Source organism: Roseovarius sp. (assembly GCF_030373445.1).
Classification (GTDB): domain Bacteria; phylum Pseudomonadota; class Alphaproteobacteria; order Rhodobacterales; family Rhodobacteraceae; genus Roseovarius.
This window is the reverse complement of record NZ_JAUCYU010000001.1, coordinates 190,675-208,301: the sequence shown is the minus strand read 5'-3', so window position 1 is coordinate 208,301 and position 17,627 is coordinate 190,675. Positions and strand designations below refer to the sequence as shown.

Annotated in this window: 20 protein-coding genes; 12 read left to right on the top strand and 8 right to left on the bottom strand. The window is 66.1% G+C overall.

The features are described from left to right. The first annotated feature begins 4 nt into the window (after nucleotides 1–4). Together QUV18_RS01040 and QUV18_RS01035 are read left to right on the top strand one after the other, a co-directional pair. On the top strand, nucleotides 5–1,438 hold the full coding sequence (locus QUV18_RS01040) for an amidase (RefSeq protein WP_300891380.1): 1,434 nt from the start codon (nucleotides 5–7) through the stop codon (nucleotides 1,436–1,438). A 22-nt stretch (nucleotides 1,439–1,460) separates the two neighbouring features. Then, a complete protein-coding gene (locus QUV18_RS01035) occupies nucleotides 1,461–2,648 on the top strand; it encodes an iron-containing alcohol dehydrogenase (RefSeq protein WP_300891379.1) in 1,188 nt (395 codons plus the stop codon). Here QUV18_RS01035 and betA read toward each other — a convergent pair. Then, nucleotides 2,645–4,348, bottom strand: coding sequence for a choline dehydrogenase (betA, locus tag QUV18_RS01030; protein WP_300891378.1), 1,704 nt, complete (start codon nucleotides 4,346–4,348; stop codon nucleotides 2,645–2,647). The two genes, QUV18_RS01035 and betA, sit on opposite strands and share 4 nt — an antisense overlap. Next, nucleotides 4,345–4,716 carry a cupin domain-containing protein gene (locus QUV18_RS01025; protein WP_300891377.1) on the bottom strand — a complete coding sequence of 124 codons (372 nt, stop codon included), beginning with the start codon at nucleotides 4,714–4,716 and terminating at the stop codon, nucleotides 4,345–4,347. Before QUV18_RS01025 ends, betA begins: the two co-directional genes overlap by 4 nt. Nucleotides 4,717–4,834: 118 nt before the next feature. Between QUV18_RS01025 and QUV18_RS01020 the strand changes: the two genes are divergently transcribed. From QUV18_RS01020 to QUV18_RS00975, 10 genes are all read left to right on the top strand, one after another. Then, nucleotides 4,835–5,284: a hypothetical protein gene (locus QUV18_RS01020; protein ID WP_300891376.1), complete on the top strand. Its 450-nt coding sequence runs from the start codon at nucleotides 4,835–4,837 to the stop codon at nucleotides 5,282–5,284. Continuing rightward, nucleotides 5,253–5,750 carry an ImmA/IrrE family metallo-endopeptidase gene (locus QUV18_RS01015; RefSeq protein WP_300891375.1) on the top strand — a complete coding sequence of 166 codons (498 nt, stop codon included), beginning with the start codon at nucleotides 5,253–5,255 and terminating at the stop codon, nucleotides 5,748–5,750. Before QUV18_RS01020 ends, QUV18_RS01015 begins: the two co-directional genes overlap by 32 nt. A gap of 335 nt (nucleotides 5,751–6,085) precedes the next feature. After that, a complete protein-coding gene (locus QUV18_RS01010; RefSeq protein ID WP_300891374.1) occupies nucleotides 6,086–6,460 on the top strand; it encodes a cupin domain-containing protein in 375 nt (124 codons plus the stop codon). Between the two features lie 312 nt (nucleotides 6,461–6,772). Then, nucleotides 6,773–8,065 carry an ABC transporter substrate-binding protein gene (locus tag QUV18_RS01005; protein ID WP_300891373.1) on the top strand — a complete coding sequence of 431 codons (1,293 nt, stop codon included), beginning with the start codon at nucleotides 6,773–6,775 and terminating at the stop codon, nucleotides 8,063–8,065. Nucleotides 8,066–8,143: 78 nt separating this feature from the next. Beyond that, the gene (locus QUV18_RS01000) at nucleotides 8,144–9,013 is read left to right on the top strand and encodes a branched-chain amino acid ABC transporter permease (protein WP_300891372.1); all 870 of its coding nucleotides are present in this window, start codon (nucleotides 8,144–8,146) and stop codon (nucleotides 9,011–9,013) included. After that, complete coding sequence (locus QUV18_RS00995) at nucleotides 9,006–9,959, top strand: branched-chain amino acid ABC transporter permease (protein ID WP_300891371.1); 954 nt, start codon at nucleotides 9,006–9,008, stop codon at nucleotides 9,957–9,959. The genes QUV18_RS01000 and QUV18_RS00995 overlap by 8 nt, the downstream gene beginning before the upstream one ends. Then, on the top strand, nucleotides 9,956–10,723 hold the full coding sequence (locus tag QUV18_RS00990) for an ABC transporter ATP-binding protein (RefSeq protein ID WP_300891370.1): 768 nt from the start codon (nucleotides 9,956–9,958) through the stop codon (nucleotides 10,721–10,723). Before QUV18_RS00995 ends, QUV18_RS00990 begins: the two co-directional genes overlap by 4 nt. Then, nucleotides 10,713–11,423 (top strand): ABC transporter ATP-binding protein, encoded by a 711-nt coding sequence (locus QUV18_RS00985; protein WP_300891369.1) that lies wholly within the window; start codon nucleotides 10,713–10,715, stop codon nucleotides 11,421–11,423. The genes QUV18_RS00990 and QUV18_RS00985 overlap by 11 nt, the downstream gene beginning before the upstream one ends. Further along, complete coding sequence (locus QUV18_RS00980) at nucleotides 11,383–11,997, top strand: tetratricopeptide repeat-containing protein (RefSeq protein ID WP_300891368.1); 615 nt, start codon at nucleotides 11,383–11,385, stop codon at nucleotides 11,995–11,997. Before QUV18_RS00985 ends, QUV18_RS00980 begins: the two co-directional genes overlap by 41 nt. Before the next feature lie 108 nt (nucleotides 11,998–12,105). After that, nucleotides 12,106–12,828: a divalent cation transporter gene (locus tag QUV18_RS00975; protein WP_300891367.1), complete on the top strand. Its 723-nt coding sequence runs from the start codon at nucleotides 12,106–12,108 to the stop codon at nucleotides 12,826–12,828. A gap of 10 nt (nucleotides 12,829–12,838) precedes the next feature. Here QUV18_RS00975 and QUV18_RS00970 read toward each other — a convergent pair whose 3' ends face one another. The 6 genes from QUV18_RS00970 to QUV18_RS00945 are packed head-to-tail and all read right to left on the bottom strand — an operon-like array spanning nucleotide 12,839 to nucleotide 17,600. Then, on the bottom strand, nucleotides 12,839–13,132 hold the full coding sequence (locus tag QUV18_RS00970) for a hypothetical protein (protein WP_300891366.1): 294 nt from the start codon (nucleotides 13,130–13,132) through the stop codon (nucleotides 12,839–12,841). A gap of 58 nt (nucleotides 13,133–13,190) precedes the next feature. Then, entirely contained in the window at nucleotides 13,191–13,967 is a 777-nt protein-coding gene (locus QUV18_RS00965; protein ID WP_300891365.1) for a 5-oxoprolinase subunit PxpA, read from the bottom strand. A 2-nt stretch (nucleotides 13,968–13,969) separates the two neighbouring features. Then, nucleotides 13,970–14,995: an urea amidolyase gene (locus tag QUV18_RS00960; RefSeq protein ID WP_300891364.1), complete on the bottom strand. Its 1,026-nt coding sequence runs from the start codon at nucleotides 14,993–14,995 to the stop codon at nucleotides 13,970–13,972. Beyond that, nucleotides 14,992–15,747, bottom strand: coding sequence for an allophanate hydrolase subunit 1 (locus tag QUV18_RS00955; RefSeq protein WP_300891363.1), 756 nt, complete (start codon nucleotides 15,745–15,747; stop codon nucleotides 14,992–14,994). The genes QUV18_RS00960 and QUV18_RS00955 overlap by 4 nt, the downstream gene beginning before the upstream one ends. Then, the gene (locus tag QUV18_RS00950) at nucleotides 15,744–17,039 is read right to left on the bottom strand and encodes a TRAP transporter large permease subunit (RefSeq protein ID WP_300891362.1); all 1,296 of its coding nucleotides are present in this window, start codon (nucleotides 17,037–17,039) and stop codon (nucleotides 15,744–15,746) included. The genes QUV18_RS00955 and QUV18_RS00950 overlap by 4 nt, the downstream gene beginning before the upstream one ends. A 12-nt stretch (nucleotides 17,040–17,051) precedes the next feature. Beyond that, nucleotides 17,052–17,600, bottom strand: coding sequence for a TRAP transporter small permease (locus QUV18_RS00945; RefSeq protein WP_300891361.1), 549 nt, complete (start codon nucleotides 17,598–17,600; stop codon nucleotides 17,052–17,054). Nucleotides 17,601–17,627 lie beyond the last annotated feature (27 nt).

The following is a 17,627-nucleotide window of genomic DNA, read 5'->3' as shown; positions in this document are numbered from 1 at the left end:
ACAGATGCTGAGCATTGACGACTATCGCGGTCAGGATGCGACCGGCCTCGCCGCGCTGGTGCGCAAGGGCGAGGTCAGCGCGGGTGAACTGCTCGACGCGGCACTGGCCGAGATCGACCGGCTGAACCCGGCCCTGAACGCCGTGGTCGCCCGGAACGACGCCGCCGCGCGGCAGGCGGCCGAGAGCGTGGACACCGACGCGCCCTTCGCCGGGGTGCCTTTCCTTGCCAAGGACATCAATGTCGACGTGGCAGGGTTCCGGACCACGCATGCCTGCCGCTATTTCGCCGACGCGCCCGAGGCGGCGGAGGACAGCGCGCTGGTCCGCCGCTGGCGGGCGGCGGGGCTGGTCATTCCGGGCCGCACCAACACGCCGGAATTCGCCACCGATTACGGCTGCGAACCCGAGCTTTTCGGCCCCACCGCCAACCCGTGGGACCTGACCCGCACGCCCGGCGGTTCGAGCGGCGGGGCCGCCGCCGCCGTGGCCTCGGGCATGGTGCCCATGGCCCATGCCAGCGATTCCGGCGGCTCGATCCGGGTGCCGGCGGCCTGTTGCGGGCTCTTCGGGTTCAAGCCCTCGGGCGGGGTGATCGCCAGCGGTTCGGCCATGGGGCCGCTGGTGGGCGGGATCAACGTGGACCACGTGGTCACCCGCACGGTGCGCGATTCCGCCGGGATGCTGGCCGCCACCGCCGCCCCGGAAGCGGGCCAGCCGATGCCGTGGCGGCCCTTGCCCGAGGACCTGGTGACCGCTTTGTCGGAGGCGCCCAAGGGTCTGCGCGTGGGCGTGGTTCTGACCTCGCCCGCCGGGCACGAGGCCGATCAGCCGACGCGCGACGCCGTGGCACAGGCCCGCAAACTGCTCGAAAGCCTCGGCCACCGGACGGAAGAGTTCCACTGGCCCGAGGATGTCGACCCGTTCGATTGCTCGCTGCCCTTCTGGGCCAGCGAGCTGACCGCCGTGATCGACGCCCGCGCCGCCGCGCTCGGCCGCCCGCCGGAGGAAGGGGAGCTCGGGCCGCTCATTCACTGGTCGATCGACCAGGCACGGCGCCTGTCCTCGGTCGACATGGTGCAGGCCCGCATGCGCATGACCGCGATCCGCCGCAAGATCGCTGCGGCCATGGCCGGGCTCGACCTGCTGCTCCTGCCGGCGCTGACCGAGCCGCCGCTGGAAACCGGGCTGCTGACCGATCTGGTGAATGACGATATCGACGCCTGGGCCGAACGCTCCTTCCGCTTCGCGCCCTATACCGAGATTTTCAACGTCACCGGCCAGCCTGCCATGTCGGTGCCGCTTTACCAGCGCGACGGCCTGCCGCTGGCGGTGCAGATGGTGGGGCATGTGGGCGCCGACGCCCTGATGCTCCGCCTTGCCCGGCAACTGGAAGAGGCCGCGCCGTGGCACGACCGCCGCCCGCCCGAACCTGCCTGACCTTCAACCAAGGATACCCCGAATGCCCCTGTCGCCCATCGAAGACGATCTGCTCGCCCCGCAGGACTGGACCTTTCCGGTGCCCATCGCCTATGGCCCGGGCCGCCTGTCGGAGATGGGCACGCGTTGCGCGGCGATGGGGCTCAAGAACCCGCTGATCGTCACCGACCGGGGCAGCCGCGACCTGCCGTTCATCGGCGGTCTGCAAGAGGTGCTGGCGGGTGCGGGCCTCGCCTCCGACGTCTTCTCCGGCATATCCCCCAACCCCCGCGACGACGAGATCGGCGCGGGCCGGGCGATGTACCGCGAGGGTAGCCATGACGCGGTGATCGCCATCGGCGGGGGCAGCGCCATGGATGGCGGCAAGGCCGTCTGCCTGACCGCCGCCAACGCCATCGACCTGTGGGATTTCGACTTCGACAAGTCCCCGCCCGACATGACCGGCCAGCCCGCTTTCCCCACGCTCATCACCATCCCCACCACCGCCGGCACCGGGGCCGAGACGGAAAGCACCGGCATGGTCACCCATGTCGCCCGGGGCATGAAGCTCTGCGTCTGGCACCCCGCCCTCAAGCCCGCGCTTGCCCTGCTCGACCCCGAGCTTACCGTCGGCCTGCCACAGACCCTCACGGCTTGGACCGGCGCCGACGCCCTGACCCACGCGATCGAGGCCTATTCCGTCCCCGGCTTCAACCCGCTCTGCGACGGGCTCGCCCTTCAGGCCCTCACCCTCATCGGCAAACACCTCCCCACCGCCGTGGCCGAGCCCGACAACCTCGTCGCCCGCGGCGGGATGCTGGCGGGCTCCTGCCTTGCCGGGATCGCCTTCCTCAAGGGGCTGGGGCTGGTCCACGCCATCTCGCACATGGTCGGCGCCGAGTACGACACCCAGCACGGCCTCACCAACGCCGTCATCCTGCCGCTCGTCCTGCGCTTCAACCTGCCCGTTCTCGGCGACAAGCCCACCCGCATGGCCGAGGCGATGGGGCAGGGGGCGCTCTCGCCCGACGCCTTCGCCGCCCATGTCGAATCGATCCTCGACGGCCTGAACATCCCCCGAACTCTCACGGAAATCGGCGTGGCCGATGATTGCGCCACCCGCATCGCCGCCAAGTCCATCCAGGACGTCGCCGCCACCACCAACCCCCGCCAGGCCACCGAGGCGGAAATCGCCGGCCTCATCGACGCGGCCCTCGAAAACGCCCGCTAACCCAGGTCGAAATACCCCGCATCCGCCCCCGCCAGCGCCTGGGAAACCTCCGCCGACCGCTGACGCTCGCGCCACGCCGCATCCACCAAGATCGGCGCGTCCTCGACCACCAGAGGCGCCCGCCCCCGGATCAGATCCGCCGCCCGCTCGGCCAGCATCAGCGTCGGCGCATTGAGATCCCCCGCCGTCGCCTGCGGCATGATCGAGCTGTCCACCACGCGCAGCCCCTCGACCCCGCGCACCCGGCACTCCGGGTCGACCACCGCCAGCGCATCCGTGCCCATCCGGCAGGTGCCGCAGGGGTGATAGGCGCTCTCCACCTTCGCCTTGATGAACGCGTCGAGCGCCTCGTCCGACTGTGCCTCCGGCCCCGGTGCAAGCTCCTCGCCCCGGTACGGGTCGAACGCCGCCTGCGCGAACACCTCCCGCGTCAGCCTGATCCCGGCGCGCATCTCCTGCCAATCCTCGGGATGGCTCATGTAATTGAACCGCACCTTCGGCGGCCCATCCGGCCTCTCGGCATCCAGCCGCACCCAGCCCCGGCTCTTCGACCGTTTCGGCCCCACATGCACTTGGAACCCGTGCCCCTCGGCCAGGGTCGTGCCGTCATAGGAAATCGCGATCGGCAGGAAATGCATCTGCAGGTCGGGATAGCTGACCCCCGCCCGGCTCCGGATATGCGCGCCCGCCTCGAAATGGTTCGACGCGCCCAGTCCCTTGCGCGTCAGCAGCCATTCCAGCCCGATCCGCGCCTTCGCCAGCATGCCTTGCGCGGAATAAAGCGTGATCGGCCGGGTACAGGCCTGCTGCACGTAAACCTCGAGGTGATCCATCAGGTTCTCGCCCACGCCGGGCAGATCGTGCCGAACCTTCACCCCGGCCGCCTGCAACTCCTCCCCCGGCCCGATGCCCGAGCGCTTGAGCAGCACCGGCGACATGATCGAGCCAGACGAGACGATCACCTCGCGCCCTGCCATGGCGGTCCGGACCTCGCCGTTATGGCGGTATTCCACCCCGGTCGCCCGCCCGCCGTCGAGGATCACGCGGGTCGCCTGCGCATAGGTCTTCACCCGCACGTTCCCCCGCGCCATCGCCGGGCGGAGGGAAGCCCTTGCCGCCGAACAGCGCACGCCGCCGCCCACGTTCATCTCCATCGGGCCGAAGCCCTCGTGCTGGCGGTCGTTCATGTTGGCGCTGCGGGCGTATCCGGCCTGCACCCCGGCCTCGATGAAGGCCTCGTAAAGCGGGTTCGCCTCGGCCCCGCGCGTCACGTCGATCGGCCCGCCCCGCCCGCGCAGGTCGCCCGCGTCACCGGCATTCTCCAGCCGCTGGAAATAGGGCAGCACGCTGTTCCAGCCCCAGCCCGTCGCCCCCCGCGCCACCCAAAGCTCGTAATCCATCGGGTTGCCCCGGACCCAGCACATCCCGTTGATCGAGGACGAGCCGCCAAGCCCCTTGCCGCGCGGCAGGTTCATTCGCCGCCCGTCGAGATGCGGCTCGGGCTCTGTCCGGAAGCCCCAGTTGAACCGCTTCGTGTTCATCGGCATCGACAGCGCGGCGGGCATCCGCACGATCAGCGAGCGGTCGTCGCCCCCGGCCTCCAGCACGAGGATGCGCAGCGACGGGTCCTCGCCCAGCCGGTTGGCCAGCACGCAGCCGGCCGACCCGGCCCCGACGATGATGTAGTCGTAATCGCTCATCTGTCCTGCCGGCCGATCATGACGAAATACTTGATCACCATTTCGGGCTGGTGCCACGTGCCGGTGAAGCCCTTGGGCAGCAGGAACGCCTGCCCCGGCCCGAAGCTGTCGCGCGTGCCATCCGGGTAGATCAGCTCGATATGCCCCTCGATCAGGTACATGAACTCGTCGAACTCGTAATCGGTGATCTCGTCCGTGTAGGGCTCGCATTTCCAAGTGCCCGCCCGGACATGGGGCGAGGGGCGGTCGACCACGAGGTTCTCCCACTCGGTCGGCGCGGCCACGTCGGGGCCGCTCATCGTCATCTGCCGTGGTGCGGCGTCCAGCGCGTGGGTTTCGGCGTCGGTCAGGTCGATTGCGCGTATCATCAGGGGGTAACTTTCCGGTGGTTGGCAATAAATTAATTGACCAGTCATATTCTTCGCTTCGGTTGACTGATGATCTTTGTGCTGGTTTTCTGTCATGAATTATTATGGATGAGGCGTTATGGCGCTAAGTGACAATGAGCGAGATGCTCATATCAAGGCAATTTACCATATTCTTATTCCGTTCGTTGTACTTACTATTGTAAGTCTATTTGTAGCTATATTTACATGGAACGCGGTTCCCGGCCCAGAGCGCAACACTGACGCGATAACATGGTCCCTGACGATTATAGAGATAGTACTTGCGCTTTTTGCTATTATGTTAGGCGTAGTAGCTATTTTTGGATTTTGGGCCATACGAGGCGCCGCTGTGGCCTCGGCGAAGCGGGAAGCCCGCATTTATCTTGATGAGAAAGCAGGTGCGCTATTTCAGGAGGTAAAGGCTACTCGGCAGTCGTCTGACGAAATAGAGGAACCAGATATACCGGCTGGAGTGGACGAGGACGATGTCCTATCGAAAGCCGAAGAGGAGCAGACCGATGACGGTGATGGAAATCAGACCGGTTCGTGAGAAACTTAGTATTCTGAACAGCTACATTGCTGAGCAGGATCTCCCCATTGAGGTCACCCCGCTCGCAAATAGGCTTGGCGTTCGAGTCTACAGGGCGCCATGGCCCAACGAGATTTCTGGAAAGATTCAAAGAGATGCGAGGCGCGGCGGGGACAGCGGGTTCGCTATTTTTGTGAACGCTGACCATCCAGCCGTTCGTCGTCGGTTCACCATTGCCCATGAAATAGCTCATTACGTTCTACATGAGCGGAAGATCGGAGATGGAATTTTCGATGATGCATTGTATCGAAGCGGGTTGCCGCACCAAGAGGAGGTGCAAGCAAACGCCCTTGCCGCTGACATTCTAATGCCAAGAAACCGGGTCCGGGAAATGCAACGCCTATATGGCGACGATATTGGGCAACTTGCTAGAATTTTCTGGGTTTCGGAACAAGCTATGTCGATACGTCTCGGGGTTCCGACCTGACTCCCAATTTGAATGCAATTTGACGCAAGGGCCGCCCGAGATTCCCATCGCAATGAATAACACTTCATCGGATGGACATTCGCTTCTTGGAATGCGTGAATTGTTTGCGCGTGCCCGTCCGCGGCTTCCTAGAAGAATGATTTCTAATCAACGAAGACATGTATTCGTTGAGTTCCAGAAAGTGACCTAACTGTAATTGGATCGAAGAATTGGTTCTCTTTCACTCTGCCAGATTAGCTGCCCCAGCCTAGTGTAGAAAAACTTGAGCGCTCACTCAAATTCTGGCTACACTCGGGCGCAGATACCCCCTTCTCATCCCCGGAAAGGAACGCCCGATGAAACCGATCCAGCCCAGCGAACGGAAGACCGCGAATATCCGCGACGACGCGGCCTATACCCCCTACACCACCACCGGCGGGCCGGAGGAGGGGACCTCCTACATCAAGCTCAACCCGCATACCGAACGCGACACCGGATTCTATATCTACCGCATGGAACCGGGCGCGCGGTCGACCCCGCACCGCCACGGCGGGGCCGAGGAGTTCCTGATCGTCGAGGGCGAGCTGATCGACAATGACGGCACGGTCTACCGAACCGGCGACGTGGTCTGGCTCGAGGCGGGAACCGAGCACACCTCGCACACCGAAACCGGCTGCCTGATCGCGGTTTACGCCGAAGCGTCGGAGGAATCTCCGGGCATGTCGGGCTAGGCTCCGGCCCGGTTTCCCCGCGCCGGCGCCGTCTGCCAGCGCCTTGCGATTGCACAAAAAATCAGCGTTGCCGCCCGCCAAAGCCCGCTTGGCGGGCGGCTTTGTGACGGGCTGCGCCGGGCCGGTCGGGGAGAAATTCGAAAGAATCCTTTGCCGGAATCGATATTGGCCTGCTATGGTTGATCCGAAATCGAACCATTTTGGGTAATTGGTTCAGTTGTGGTCCAGAAATCGTCTGATTTCCTCTGCCCGGTTGGATTCGGCTTCGCAATAAGCCGCGAAAAGCAGCGGTGCCAACATGGGAGTGTCAAGATGTTTTCCAGAATCTTCTCGTCCGGCCTCACCCGCCGTACGTTCCTGAAATCCACGGCGGCCACGGCGGTCAGCGCGGGTTTGCCCGGCGCCGCACTGGCGCAGGGCGAGCCCATCAAGATCGGCTTCCTCGCCCCCCTGACGGGGGCCGTGGCGGCATGGGGCAAACCCGGTCTCGACGGCTGCGAGATCTGGGCCGAGCGGATCAACGAGGCAGGCGGCATCCAGCTTTCCGACGGCGCCCACCCGGTCGAGTTCGTGAGCTACGACAACGAGTATGACCCCGCCAAGGCCCGCACCGGCGCGACCAAGCTCATTCGCGAGGATGGCGTCAGCTTCATCATGATGCTGGGCGGCGACACGTGGCCGGGCGTGCAGCCCGTGGCCGACAAGACCGGCATGCTGTTCTCGACCCTGCTGCCGTCGGACCTCAGCCCTGATACCACCACGCTGATCGCACCCGCCGAGGTGCACCCGATCTACAACGTCACCGGCGTCGAATGGCTGGCCGAGAACAAGCCGGACCTGAAGACCGCGGTGATGTGCGCGCAGGACGACGCCCTTGGCCTGCCCTCCGTCGCCACCTACCTCGCCGCGTTCGAGGCCGCCGGCATCGAGATGCAGAGCGAACCGCTCCTCTTCGACCCGGCGACCACCGATTTCGCGCCCGTGGTGACCCGGCTGATCGCCGACAGCCCCGATATCGTCTGTCTCGACACCTGCTATGCCGATTACGTCCACCCGATCTGCGAACAGCTGTTCCAGCAGGGGTATGAAGGCCAGATCATCAGCTGCACGGCGGATTTCTACGATCAGATGATCTCGAAGACATCGAAGGAATTCATGGAAGGCTTCATCTTCCAGTTCCCCGATTTCGACGACCCGGCGCTCAACTCCGACCAGGTCAATTTCGAGGACCCCAACGGCTTCTACGCCGAATACGCCGAACGCTTCCCCGGCCAGTGGGGCGCGGTCAGCTGGGAATACGCCTCGATCATGGACCTCTGGAAAGCCGCCGCCGAGAAGGCCGGCTCGGCCGACCCCGAGGCGGTGATCGCCGCCATGAAGGAGGGCGGCACCGGCAAGCACGCCTTCGGCGACGCCAACTGGTGGGGCACCGAGCTTTTCGGCATCGACAACGCCCTCGTCGGCGACTGGCCCGTCGTGGTGATCGAGGACGGCAAGGCCACCATCAAGGGCTTCAAGAACATCCCCGAATGGTACGACAAGCACGGCGACCTGCTGGTCAAGCACATGAAGGCCTATGACCAGATGTGGGACCAGCGCGGCTGATCCTTCTCACGTGGCACACGGTAGCGGTCCGGCACATAGGCCGGGCCGCTCTCTACCTGCACGGAAAGACATACCCTGATGATTGAATTACTGGCGCAGACCTGCCTGAACGCCGTCTATGCCGCGAGCTACATCTCGCTGGTGGCGGTGGGGCTGGTCCTGATCTTCGGTGTCATGGGCGTGATCAACTTCGCCCATGGCGAGCTGTTCATGGCCGGCGCCTACGCGGTGGTCACCTTCTACGCCGACCTGCACCTCCCCTTCCTCGTGGCCGTCGCCCTCGGCCTCGTCTTCGTGGGTTGCCTTGGCCTTTTGATGGAACGCGCCCTTTTCCGGCCTTTGCGAGACAACCCCCTGGGCGGCCTCGTCGCCTCGATCGGCTTCCTGATGATCCTGCAGGCGCTGGCCGTCCTCGGCTACGGCGTCCGGATGGAACACATCCCCCCGGTGACGCAGGAGGTGATCGTCTTCTCCGACAAGGTCCGCCTCCCCCTCTCGCGCCTCTTCGTGATCATCGCCGCCGTGGTTCTTCTCGGCGCCCTCTGGTACTTCCTCAAGCGCACGAAATTCGGCTGGGCCCTGCGCGCCTCGGCACAAGACCCCGAAGCCGCCGAACTGCAGGGCATCTCGATCAACCAGACCGCCCGCATCGCCATGTTCATCGGCGCCGGCCTCGCCGGCATCGCCGGCGCCCTCACGGCGCCGCTCGTCTCGGTCAACCCGCATATGGGCCACTCGGTCATCGTCACCGCCTTCATCGTCATCATCGTCGGCGGCGTCGGCAGCCTCGAAGGCGCGGTGCTGGCCTCGGTCGTCTATGCCGTGGTGCACACCTTCGTCACCACCTTCTACGACGGGGTGATCGCCGACATCGTCGGGCTCTCGCTCATGCTGCTGGTGCTGATCGTCAAGCCGACCGGCCTGTTCGGGAGTGCGGACCGTGCTTAAATACCTCCTCTGGCCCATCGCCCTTGTCGCGCTCCTCCTGCTCCCCCACGGGCTCAGCTTCTCGCAGCAGGAGATCCTCGTCTTCCTGACCATCAACGTGCTTCTGGTCAGCACCTACCGCCTTCTCACCCTCACCGGTGAATGGTCGCTCGGCCACGTGGTCATCATGGGCGTCGGCGCCTATGCCAGCGCGCTCTACACCAAGGAGTTCGGGCTGTTCGTGCCCGTCTCGATGCTTCTGGGTGGCATCACGGCGGCCCTCATCGCCATCCTGCTCAGCTTCCCGCTTTTCCGGATGAAGGGGTTCTACTTCCTCATCGGCAGCTTCGCGGCGGGAGAGATAATCCGCCTTCTCTGGAAACGCTTCCGCGAACCCTTCGGCGGGCCCAAGGGCATCAAGGGGATCGACCCGATGCCCGACTTCTCGATCGGCATCTACGATTTCGATTTCTTCGAACCGATCAGCTATTACTACTTCGCCGGCACCATCGTGATCCTCTGTCTCTGGGTCCTCTGGCGGATCGAGAAAAGCCCGGTGGGCCTGACCTTCCACGCCGTCCACTGGCAGGACAAGCTGGCCGAGGCCTCGGGCGTGAACCTGCGCGCCTACCGCACGCTGGCCTTCGCCATCGCCTCCGGCTTTGCCGGGATCGGCGGCGCGCTGATGGCGCATTACGTGGGCACCATCAACCCCAACAGCTTCGATGTCGAGGTGATGGTCTTCGTCCTCACATGGGCCATCGTCGGCGGCACAGGCACTTTCTACGGGCCGATCCTCGGCTGCGTGCTGCTGACCGTGCTGAACGAGATCGTGCTGCGCGAGATGGGCTTCGAACAGCTTCGCCCGCTGATCTACGGCGCCATCCTCATCGCCTCGATCCTGTTCCTGCCCAACGGGCTGGAAAGCATCGTGCAAAGGCTCACCCGGAAGGAGGCGAAGTCATGACCAACCTGCTCGAAGTCAAGGACCTGACCATGCGCTTCGGCGGGCTGACCGCTGTCGACCACCTGAGTTTCACGGTCAAGCACGGGGAAATTCACGGGCTGATCGGGCCGAACGGGGCGGGCAAGACCACCACGTTCAACATGATCTCGGGCTTCTACAAGCCCAGTGGCGGGCAGGTGCTGCTGCGGGGCGAGGATATATCCGGTTTGAAGATGCACGAGGTCGCCCGCCGCGGCGTGGTGCGCACCTTCCAGCACTCGACGCTTTTTGCCGAGCTGACGGTGATGGAAAACGCCCTTGTCGGCACCCACATGCCCTTCCGCCCCAACATCTTCGCCGCCATCGTCGGCTGGGACAAGGAAGACCGGCGCGGGGCACAGGCGCGGGCGATGGAGGCGCTGGAGTTCTTCGGCATCGACCACCTGAAGCACGAACGCGCCGGCGACCTGTCGCATGGCCACCAGCGGGCGCTGGGGCTGGCCGTGGCCTATGCCAGCCACCCCGACGTGATGCTGCTGGATGAGCCCTTCACCGGCATGAACCCCGAAGAGACCCGGCGCATGATGGACCTGATGGAAAAGCTTAGCCACGAGGGGATCACCATCCTGATCGTCGAGCATGACATGCAGGCGATCATGGGGCTGTGCGATACCATCACCTGCATGAGCTTCGGCAAGTTCCTGGCCGAGGGCGGGCCGGACGAGATCCGCAACCACCCCGACGTGATCGAGGCCTATCTCGGAGGGTCGCGCAATGTTGCTTGAGCTGAAGGGCGTGTCGGCCGCCTATGGCAAGATCACCGCCATCCGCGACATCTCGATGACCGTGGATCAGGGCCAGATCGTCACCATCATCGGCGGCAACGGCGCGGGCAAGACCACCACCCTGCGTGCCATGTCTGGGATGCTGCCCGTGACGGCGGGCGAGATCACGTTCGAGGGCAAACGCATCGACGGGCTGCCCGCCAGCAAGGTCGTGGCCCACGGCATCGCGCATGTGCCGGAAGGCCGGCGCATCTTCCCCGACATGACGGTCGAGGAGAACCTGCGCACCGGCGCCTTCCTGCGCAAGGACATGGACGCGATCGCCACCGATCTTGCGACCGTCTACAGGAAATTCCCCCGCCTGCAGGAACGGCGCGGCCAGCGGGCGCAGACCCTGTCGGGCGGCGAACAGCAGATGCTGGCCATCGGCCGGGCGCTGATGTCGAAGCCGCGCTTGTTGTTGATGGACGAGCCGTCGATGGGGCTGGCCCCCGTCATCGTCGACGAGATCGCCGAGATCATCCGCGAGATCAACCAGCAGCAGGGGCTGGCCGTCGTGCTGGTCGAGCAGAACGCCGAACTGGCGCTCGAACTGGCCGATCACGCCTATGTTCTGGAAACCGGAAACTGCAACCTGAATGGACCGGCAAGTGAGCTACATGAGAACGACCATGTCCGCGCGGCATATCTGGGGATTTGAGCGCGGCGATACCGAGATGCGTCTGGCGCGAGAGGCCGGCTGGCGCCGGTCCGAGCTGGTCTGGGAGCGGGCGATGGAAGCCGGCAACCGGGCGTGGGAGGCGGGGCGCGTGGGTCGCGCGCGCTGGCTGTTCGTGCTGGCCGACCGGATCGCGGTGATGGGCTTTGGCAAGGGCGACCCGCGCCGCGCCACGGCGCCGGCAGCCTTGGCCCGGCTCTTCGCCCGGCAGGGCCGGTCGCGCAAGGCACAGGCACAGGCCCGCCGCGCGCTGGCCGAATGGGCCGGGGTCGGCGCCTTCATCGACGCCGTCGAAATCCGCCCCCGGGCGCGCAGCTCTCTCTTCCATCTCCGGATGGAGGTGCGCCACCGCGACACGTTCCACGACAACCTCCGCACCCGCTACCGCAACTTCGCCGAGGAGACGCGCGAGACCATGGCGGGCCTCGCCGGTGACGGGCCGCTACCCGCGCACCGCCATTTCGGCCGCTGGCGGGGCGAGAGGCCCTCGATCTTCGACGACACCCGCCGGGTTCTGTCGGCCTGCCTGCTGATCCCCGATCCGCCCAGGGGCTGACGCGGGGGTCGGTCCGTTGCACCGACGTAATACCGACAAGATACCGACGTTATACCGACGTTGGAAATCCGGCTTTCCGGCGCGCCGCCAAACCCCTAATCTGTCCTCATGCCCGACGTGCTTCTCGCCATATTCTACGGCCTTTTCGCCGGCCTGATGATCCCCGCCGGGGGCTATCTGGCCAGTATCGAACGCATCCAGCCCAACTGGCTGGAAGAAGAGGTCCGCCACAGCGTCATCGCCTTCGGCGGCGGCATCCTCGTCTCGGCTGTGGCCTTCGTTCTTGTCCCGCAAGCCCTTGAAATGCTTCCACTTTGGGCGGCGCTTCTGACCTTCTTCGCCGGCGGCGCGGTGTTCGCCCTGCTGGAACACCTCCAGAAACAGAACGCCTCGAAGAACGCCCAGTTCATCGCCATGCTGACCGATTTCGTCCCCGAAGCGGCCGCCCTCGGCGCCATGATGGCGGCCCGCACCGCCGAGGCGGCCCTGCTCGCCTTCCTCATCGGCGCCCAGAACCTCCCCGAGGCCTTCAATGCCTGGCGCGAGTTGCAGGCCGGCAACCACCCCGGCCGCCGCATCATGCGCATCTTCCTGACCCTGTCTTTGCTGGGCCCGGCAGCGGTTCTGCTGGGGTATTTTTTCCTTGCGGATCAACCGCTTCTGACCGGCGCGATCATGATGACGGCGGCGGGCGGCATCCTGTTCCTGACCTTCCAGGACATCGCCGTGAAGGCCCATCTGGAGTACCGGCAAGCCCCGTCCCTCGCCGCGCTTTTCGGCTTCGCGCTCGGCATGGTCGGGCACGCGCTCGTTACCCAGGTGGGCGGCTGAAAAGGGCCCGCTACCGGACCCAGATCAGTTGCAAGGGCGCTGGCCTCCTGGCCGCCAGCCGGACGCGCGCGATCTCCAATTTCTCTTTCGCCGCAGCAAGTTGCAGGATCGCCCGCTCGCGCCGATCATAGACGCGCCGGATGCGCGAGCCGGGCTGCCCGATGGCGGTCTCCCCCGGCCGGGCGGCGGCGGGGAACCACCCCTTCATCTCCTGCCGGGCCAGCGTCAGGGCGCGCTCGGCCTCGAGATACCGGCGATAGGTGACAAGCAGCACGCGGCGGCGGGTTTGCAGGTCCGAATGCATCTCATGCCTCCGTAAAGACCTTGTATGCAGGCCCATGATACCACAGCGCCGCAACCGCTCAAGTGCCGGCCTCGTCATGGAAGCGACGCAGGCCGATGCCCGCATCCTCGAGCGCCTGCCGGACCGACTTGGCAATCTCGACGGCTTCGGCGGTGTCGCCATGCAGGCAGATCGTGTCGATGCGGGTCTCGATCCGCTTGCCGCTTTCGGTAATGATGGCGCCCTCGCGGACCATCTCGACCATGCGCTGACCGGCGAGGGTCGCGTCGTGGATCACCGCGCCGGTCTGGCTGCGGTCGACGAGGGTGGCGTCGTCGTTATAGGCGCGGTCGGCGAAAATCTCGTGCGCGATGGGGCAACCGATTGAGCGCGCTGCCTTTTCCTGTGCCGTGCCGGCCAGGACCATGACGATCAGGTCCGGCGCGACGGACAGGGCGGCCTCGTAACAGGTGCGGGCCATCGCCTCGTCTTCCGAGGCCATGTTGGCCATCGCCCCGTGCAGCTTGAGGTGCCGGAGGGTACCGCCCACTGCGCGCGCCATCCCCTCTGCCGCACCGACCTGGTAGCGGACGAGGTTGGCGAGCGAGGTGGCGGGCATGTGCATCCGGCGGCGGCCGAAGCCTTGCAGGTCGGGGAAGCCCGGATGGGCGCCGAGGCCCACGCCGTTTGACACCGCCCGTTTCATGGTTTCCGCCATCGTGTCCCAGTCGCCCGCGTGCAGGCCACAGGCGATGTTGGCGGAGGTCACGACATCCAGCAGCGCCGCATCGTTGCCCATGATCCAGGGGCCAAAGCTTTCGCCCATATCGGCGTTCAGATCGACGGTTCGCGTCATTGTCATGCTCCTTCAGGGTCAAGCTCGCGGCCCGCCGTCATGCCGGAAATAAGCTGGTAGGACAGCAGGTTCGGGATGGTGGCCGGATCGCGGATCAGGGGTTGGCGGCGTTTCGGCAGGTCGGCGATGGTTTGGGCGGCCCTGCGTTCGGCTTCGACGGCTTCTTCGAGGGTGACGAAGCGGAACCGGAGCGGCGCGCCCGCCGGGGCCTGCGCGATGCAGGGCAGGTCGCAGGGCAGGACGGTGGCGATACGGGGGTAGCCGCCGGTCGTCTGGCATTCGCTGAGCAGCACGTAGGGGGTGCCGTCGCCGATGATCTGGATGTCGCCGGGCATGATGACTTCCGAGACGATCTTGCGGCCGATCTCGGGGAGGAAGCCGTCGCCATCCCATTTCAGTTGCACGCCCATGCGGTTGCCGCGGGTGTCGCGGGTGAAGGCGGTGTCCTCGAACCGGGTGCAGAGCTCTTGCGGGAAGGCGTCGGTATGGATCGAGGGCAGGATGCGGATGGTGCCGCCGGCGAAGCGGCTGTCCTTGGGGAGCGTCAGGCCGGTGGTGGTGCGGTCGTCGGGGCCGAGGTCGATCTTGTCGCCGGCCTCGAGCGGGCCGCCGATGCCCGCGGCCAAATGAGCCGAATGGGCGCCGAGCCGTTCGGGCGGATGAAAGCCACCGCCGACATGGAGGTAGCCGTAGACGCCTTCACTGGCGGAGCCGATGGTCAGCCGGGCCTTGGCGGGCAGGGTGTGGCTGGCGTTCCAAGCGATGCGGGTGCCGTCGATGGCGGCGGCCATGGGGGCGCCGGTCAGGGCGATGCGGGTGTCGCGGCTGGCCTCGAACTCGCCGCCCGTGCCGGTCATTTCGATTGCGGTCAGGTCGGTCGATTGGCCCAGAAGCGCCGCGCCTTCTGCCAGCGCCAGCCGGTCCGCCGCGCCGCCGCGTGACAGGCCGAGGGCGAGGTAGCCGGGCCGGCCCATGTCCTGCAGGGTCAGGCCCGGCCCGGCGCGGTGGATGGTCAGGGAGTCGGTCATGGCAGATCGGACCGGTCGGCGCCCCCATGGGGGTCAGATCGCATGTTCGACAGGGTTTCGGCGTCGGTTTCGGTGAACTCCACCTCGTCGCCGGGGCGCAGCAGGAAGGGCTCTTCCGCCTCGGGCTGGAAGAGGCGCATGGCGGTCTGGCCGATATGCTGCCAGCCGGTGGGCGTGGCGACGGAGAAGAGCACCAGTTGCCGGATGGCGACGGCGAGCGCGCCCTCGGGGATGCGGCTGGTGAGGGCGCTTTGACGGGGGATGTCCCAGGCTTGCGGCAGTTCGCCCAGGTAGGGCTGGCCGGGGGCGAAGCCGATGGTCTGGACGCGTGCGCGGGTCTGGGTGAAGTCCTTGATGGCCTGTTCGGGGGTGAGGCCCGCCGCCTCTGCCGCCTGGTCCAGTTGCGGGCCGAGGTCGGTGCCGAACACCGCCGGGATGCGCCAGAGGCGGCGGCCGGAGGGGAGGGGCGCCTCGTACCAGTCGCGGTCGGAGAGCAGGGTGTCGAGCTTCTGTTTCAGCTCGGCATGGCCAAGGTGCAGCGGGTCGAAGCGCAGGTAGGCCGAGACCAGCGAAGTCGTGCTTTCCTCGACCCCGTTCCAGCCCTGCCGCTCGATTTCGGCGCGGAAGGCCAGCGCGGCGCGGTTGGCCGGTTCGCTCAGGCTGTCGCCGAAGCTGACCAGCATCCCGTCGACCCCGGCGGTGCGGATGCGGGGGTGGGTTTGCGTCGTGGTATCTGCGTCGCCCTCGGTCACATCCGCCCCGGCAGGTATGTGACGATTTCCGGGAAGACGATGATCAGCACGATCGCCACGATCATCAGGCAGAAGAACGGCAGGGCTGCGACCGCGACGCTGAGGATGTCGCGCCCGGTGAGGGATTGCAGCACGAAGAGGTTGAAGCCCACGGGTGGGGTGATCTGCGACATCTCGACCACGATGACGAGGAAGATGCCGAACCAGAGCGGGTCGATCCCGGCGTCGAGCACCATCGGCATGATCACCGAAGCGGTGAGGACGACGACGGAGATGCCGTCGAGGAAGCAGCCGAGGATGACGAAGAAGATGGTGAGCGCGGCGAGGAGGGTGAAGGTCGACAGCTCCATCGCGCCGATCCATTCGGCCAGCGTGCGGGGGATGCCGGTGAAGCCCATCGCCACGGTCAGGAAGGAGGCCCCGGCGAGGATGAAGGCGATCATGCAGGAGGTGACCATCGCGCCCATCAGCCCGTCCTTGAAGGTCTGGAAGGTGAGGGAGCCGGAGCTCCACGAGAGGATGAGGGCGAGCACCACGCCGACCGCCGCCGCGTCGGTGGGCGAGGCAAGGCCGGCATAGATCGACCCGATGACGCCGAGGATCAAGAGCAGCACCGGGATCAGCCGGCGCGAGCGGCGCAGGCGCTCGCGGAAGGGCACGTTCTCGGATTCATCCGGAAGGCGATGGCGGTTGAGCATCGACCAGACGGCGAGGAAGCCCACGAAGAGGGCGACCAGCATGAGCCCGGGCAGGACACCGGCCACGAAGAGGCGGGCGATGGATTGCTCGGTCGCGACGCCATAGACGATGAGGATGATCGAGGGCGGGATCAGCAGGCCCAGCGTGGCCGAGCCCGCCAGCGTGCCGATCACCATCTTCTCGGGGTAGCCGCGTTCCTTGAGTTCGGGGATCGACAGCTTGCCGATGGTGGCCGCCGTGGCGGCCGAGGAGCCGGAGACCGCGGCGAAGATCCCGCAGGCGAAGACGTTGACGTGCAGAAGCTGGCCGGGGAGGCGGTTCATCCACGGGGCGAGGCCGGCGAACATGTCCTCGGACAGGCGGGAGCGGAAGAGGATCTCGCCCATCCAGATGAAGAGCGGCAGGGCGGCGAGGGCCCAGTTGTTGCTGTGTCCCCACATGGTGGTGGCCATCACGAGGCCGAGGGGCGCGTTGGAGAAGAGCGCCATCGCCGCGATGCCGACGCCGAGAAGGGACAGCGCGACCCAGAGGCCCGCGCCGAGGAAGGCGAAGAGCAGGATCAGCAGGATGACGGAGAGAAGCGTGACGGTCATGGCCGGGCGATCCTATTCGTTGAGAAGGTTTTCGCCCTTGCCCTCCCACGAGGGCGGGCGGCCGCGCAGCAGATCGACCAAGTCGTCGAGGAGCGCGATGGACAGGATGGCGAGGCCGAGGGCGACGGGGATCTGCGGAATCCAGAGGGGGACGGAGACCATGCCGGAGCTCTTGTCGCCGAACTCGTGCGATTCCAGCACGAGCTGGATCATGTACCAAGTGGCGAAGCTCGTCATCGCGAGGGCGATGGCTGTCACGGCGATCTCGGTGCCGCGGCGCGCGCCGTCGGGCAGGCGGCCGGTGATGAGCGTCACCCGGATATGGCCGCCTTCGCGCAGCGTGTAGGCAAGGCCGAGGAAGGTCGAGGCCGCGAGGAAGAAGCCGGTGAAATCTGAGTAGGAGGGGATGGTCAGTCCGACGCCGCGGCCGGTGATGGCGGCGGAAATCTTGTCGGCGAGGTTGAGGCCGACCTGGGCGAAGACCAGGAGGGCGATGGCCATGATGAACAGGGCCGCCAGCCCGCCCGCCACGCGGTACAGGGTATTCAGGATGCTCCGCATGGGCATTCTCCTGTCAGGGGGTGGCCG

Excerpts from the sequence above, each read along its gene's own strand:
- QUV18_RS00970 (WP_300891366.1), bottom strand. The coding sequence starts at position 13,132 with ATGCATTCGGACCTGCAAACCCGCCGCCGCGTGCTGCTTGTCACCTAT.
- QUV18_RS00960 (WP_300891364.1), bottom strand. The coding sequence starts at position 14,995 with ATGACCGACTCCCTGACCATCCACCGCGCCGGGCCGGGCCTGACCCTG.
- betA (WP_300891378.1), bottom strand. The coding sequence starts at position 4,348 with ATGAGCGATTACGACTACATCATCGTCGGGGCCGGGTCGGCCGGCTGC.
- QUV18_RS01025 (WP_300891377.1), bottom strand. The coding sequence starts at position 4,716 with ATGATACGCGCAATCGACCTGACCGACGCCGAAACCCACGCGCTGGAC.
- QUV18_RS01000 (WP_300891372.1), top strand. The coding sequence starts at position 8,144 with ATGATTGAATTACTGGCGCAGACCTGCCTGAACGCCGTCTATGCCGCG.
- QUV18_RS00950 (WP_300891362.1), bottom strand. The coding sequence starts at position 17,039 with ATGACCGTCACGCTTCTCTCCGTCATCCTGCTGATCCTGCTCTTCGCC.
- QUV18_RS00985 (WP_300891369.1), top strand. The coding sequence starts at position 10,713 with ATGTTGCTTGAGCTGAAGGGCGTGTCGGCCGCCTATGGCAAGATCACC.
- QUV18_RS00990 (WP_300891370.1), top strand. The coding sequence starts at position 9,956 with ATGACCAACCTGCTCGAAGTCAAGGACCTGACCATGCGCTTCGGCGGG.
- QUV18_RS00945 (WP_300891361.1), bottom strand. The coding sequence starts at position 17,600 with ATGCGGAGCATCCTGAATACCCTGTACCGCGTGGCGGGCGGGCTGGCG.
- QUV18_RS01020 (WP_300891376.1), top strand. The coding sequence starts at position 4,835 with ATGGCGCTAAGTGACAATGAGCGAGATGCTCATATCAAGGCAATTTAC.
- QUV18_RS01015 (WP_300891375.1), top strand. The coding sequence starts at position 5,253 with ATGACGGTGATGGAAATCAGACCGGTTCGTGAGAAACTTAGTATTCTG.
- QUV18_RS01005 (WP_300891373.1), top strand. The coding sequence starts at position 6,773 with ATGTTTTCCAGAATCTTCTCGTCCGGCCTCACCCGCCGTACGTTCCTG.
- QUV18_RS01040 (WP_300891380.1), top strand. The coding sequence starts at position 5 with ATGCTGAGCATTGACGACTATCGCGGTCAGGATGCGACCGGCCTCGCC.
- QUV18_RS01035 (WP_300891379.1), top strand. The coding sequence starts at position 1,461 with ATGCCCCTGTCGCCCATCGAAGACGATCTGCTCGCCCCGCAGGACTGG.
- QUV18_RS00975 (WP_300891367.1), top strand. The coding sequence starts at position 12,106 with ATGCCCGACGTGCTTCTCGCCATATTCTACGGCCTTTTCGCCGGCCTG.
- QUV18_RS00965 (WP_300891365.1), bottom strand. The coding sequence starts at position 13,967 with ATGACGCGAACCGTCGATCTGAACGCCGATATGGGCGAAAGCTTTGGC.
- QUV18_RS01010 (WP_300891374.1), top strand. The coding sequence starts at position 6,086 with ATGAAACCGATCCAGCCCAGCGAACGGAAGACCGCGAATATCCGCGAC.
- QUV18_RS00980 (WP_300891368.1), top strand. The coding sequence starts at position 11,383 with ATGAGAACGACCATGTCCGCGCGGCATATCTGGGGATTTGAGCGCGGC.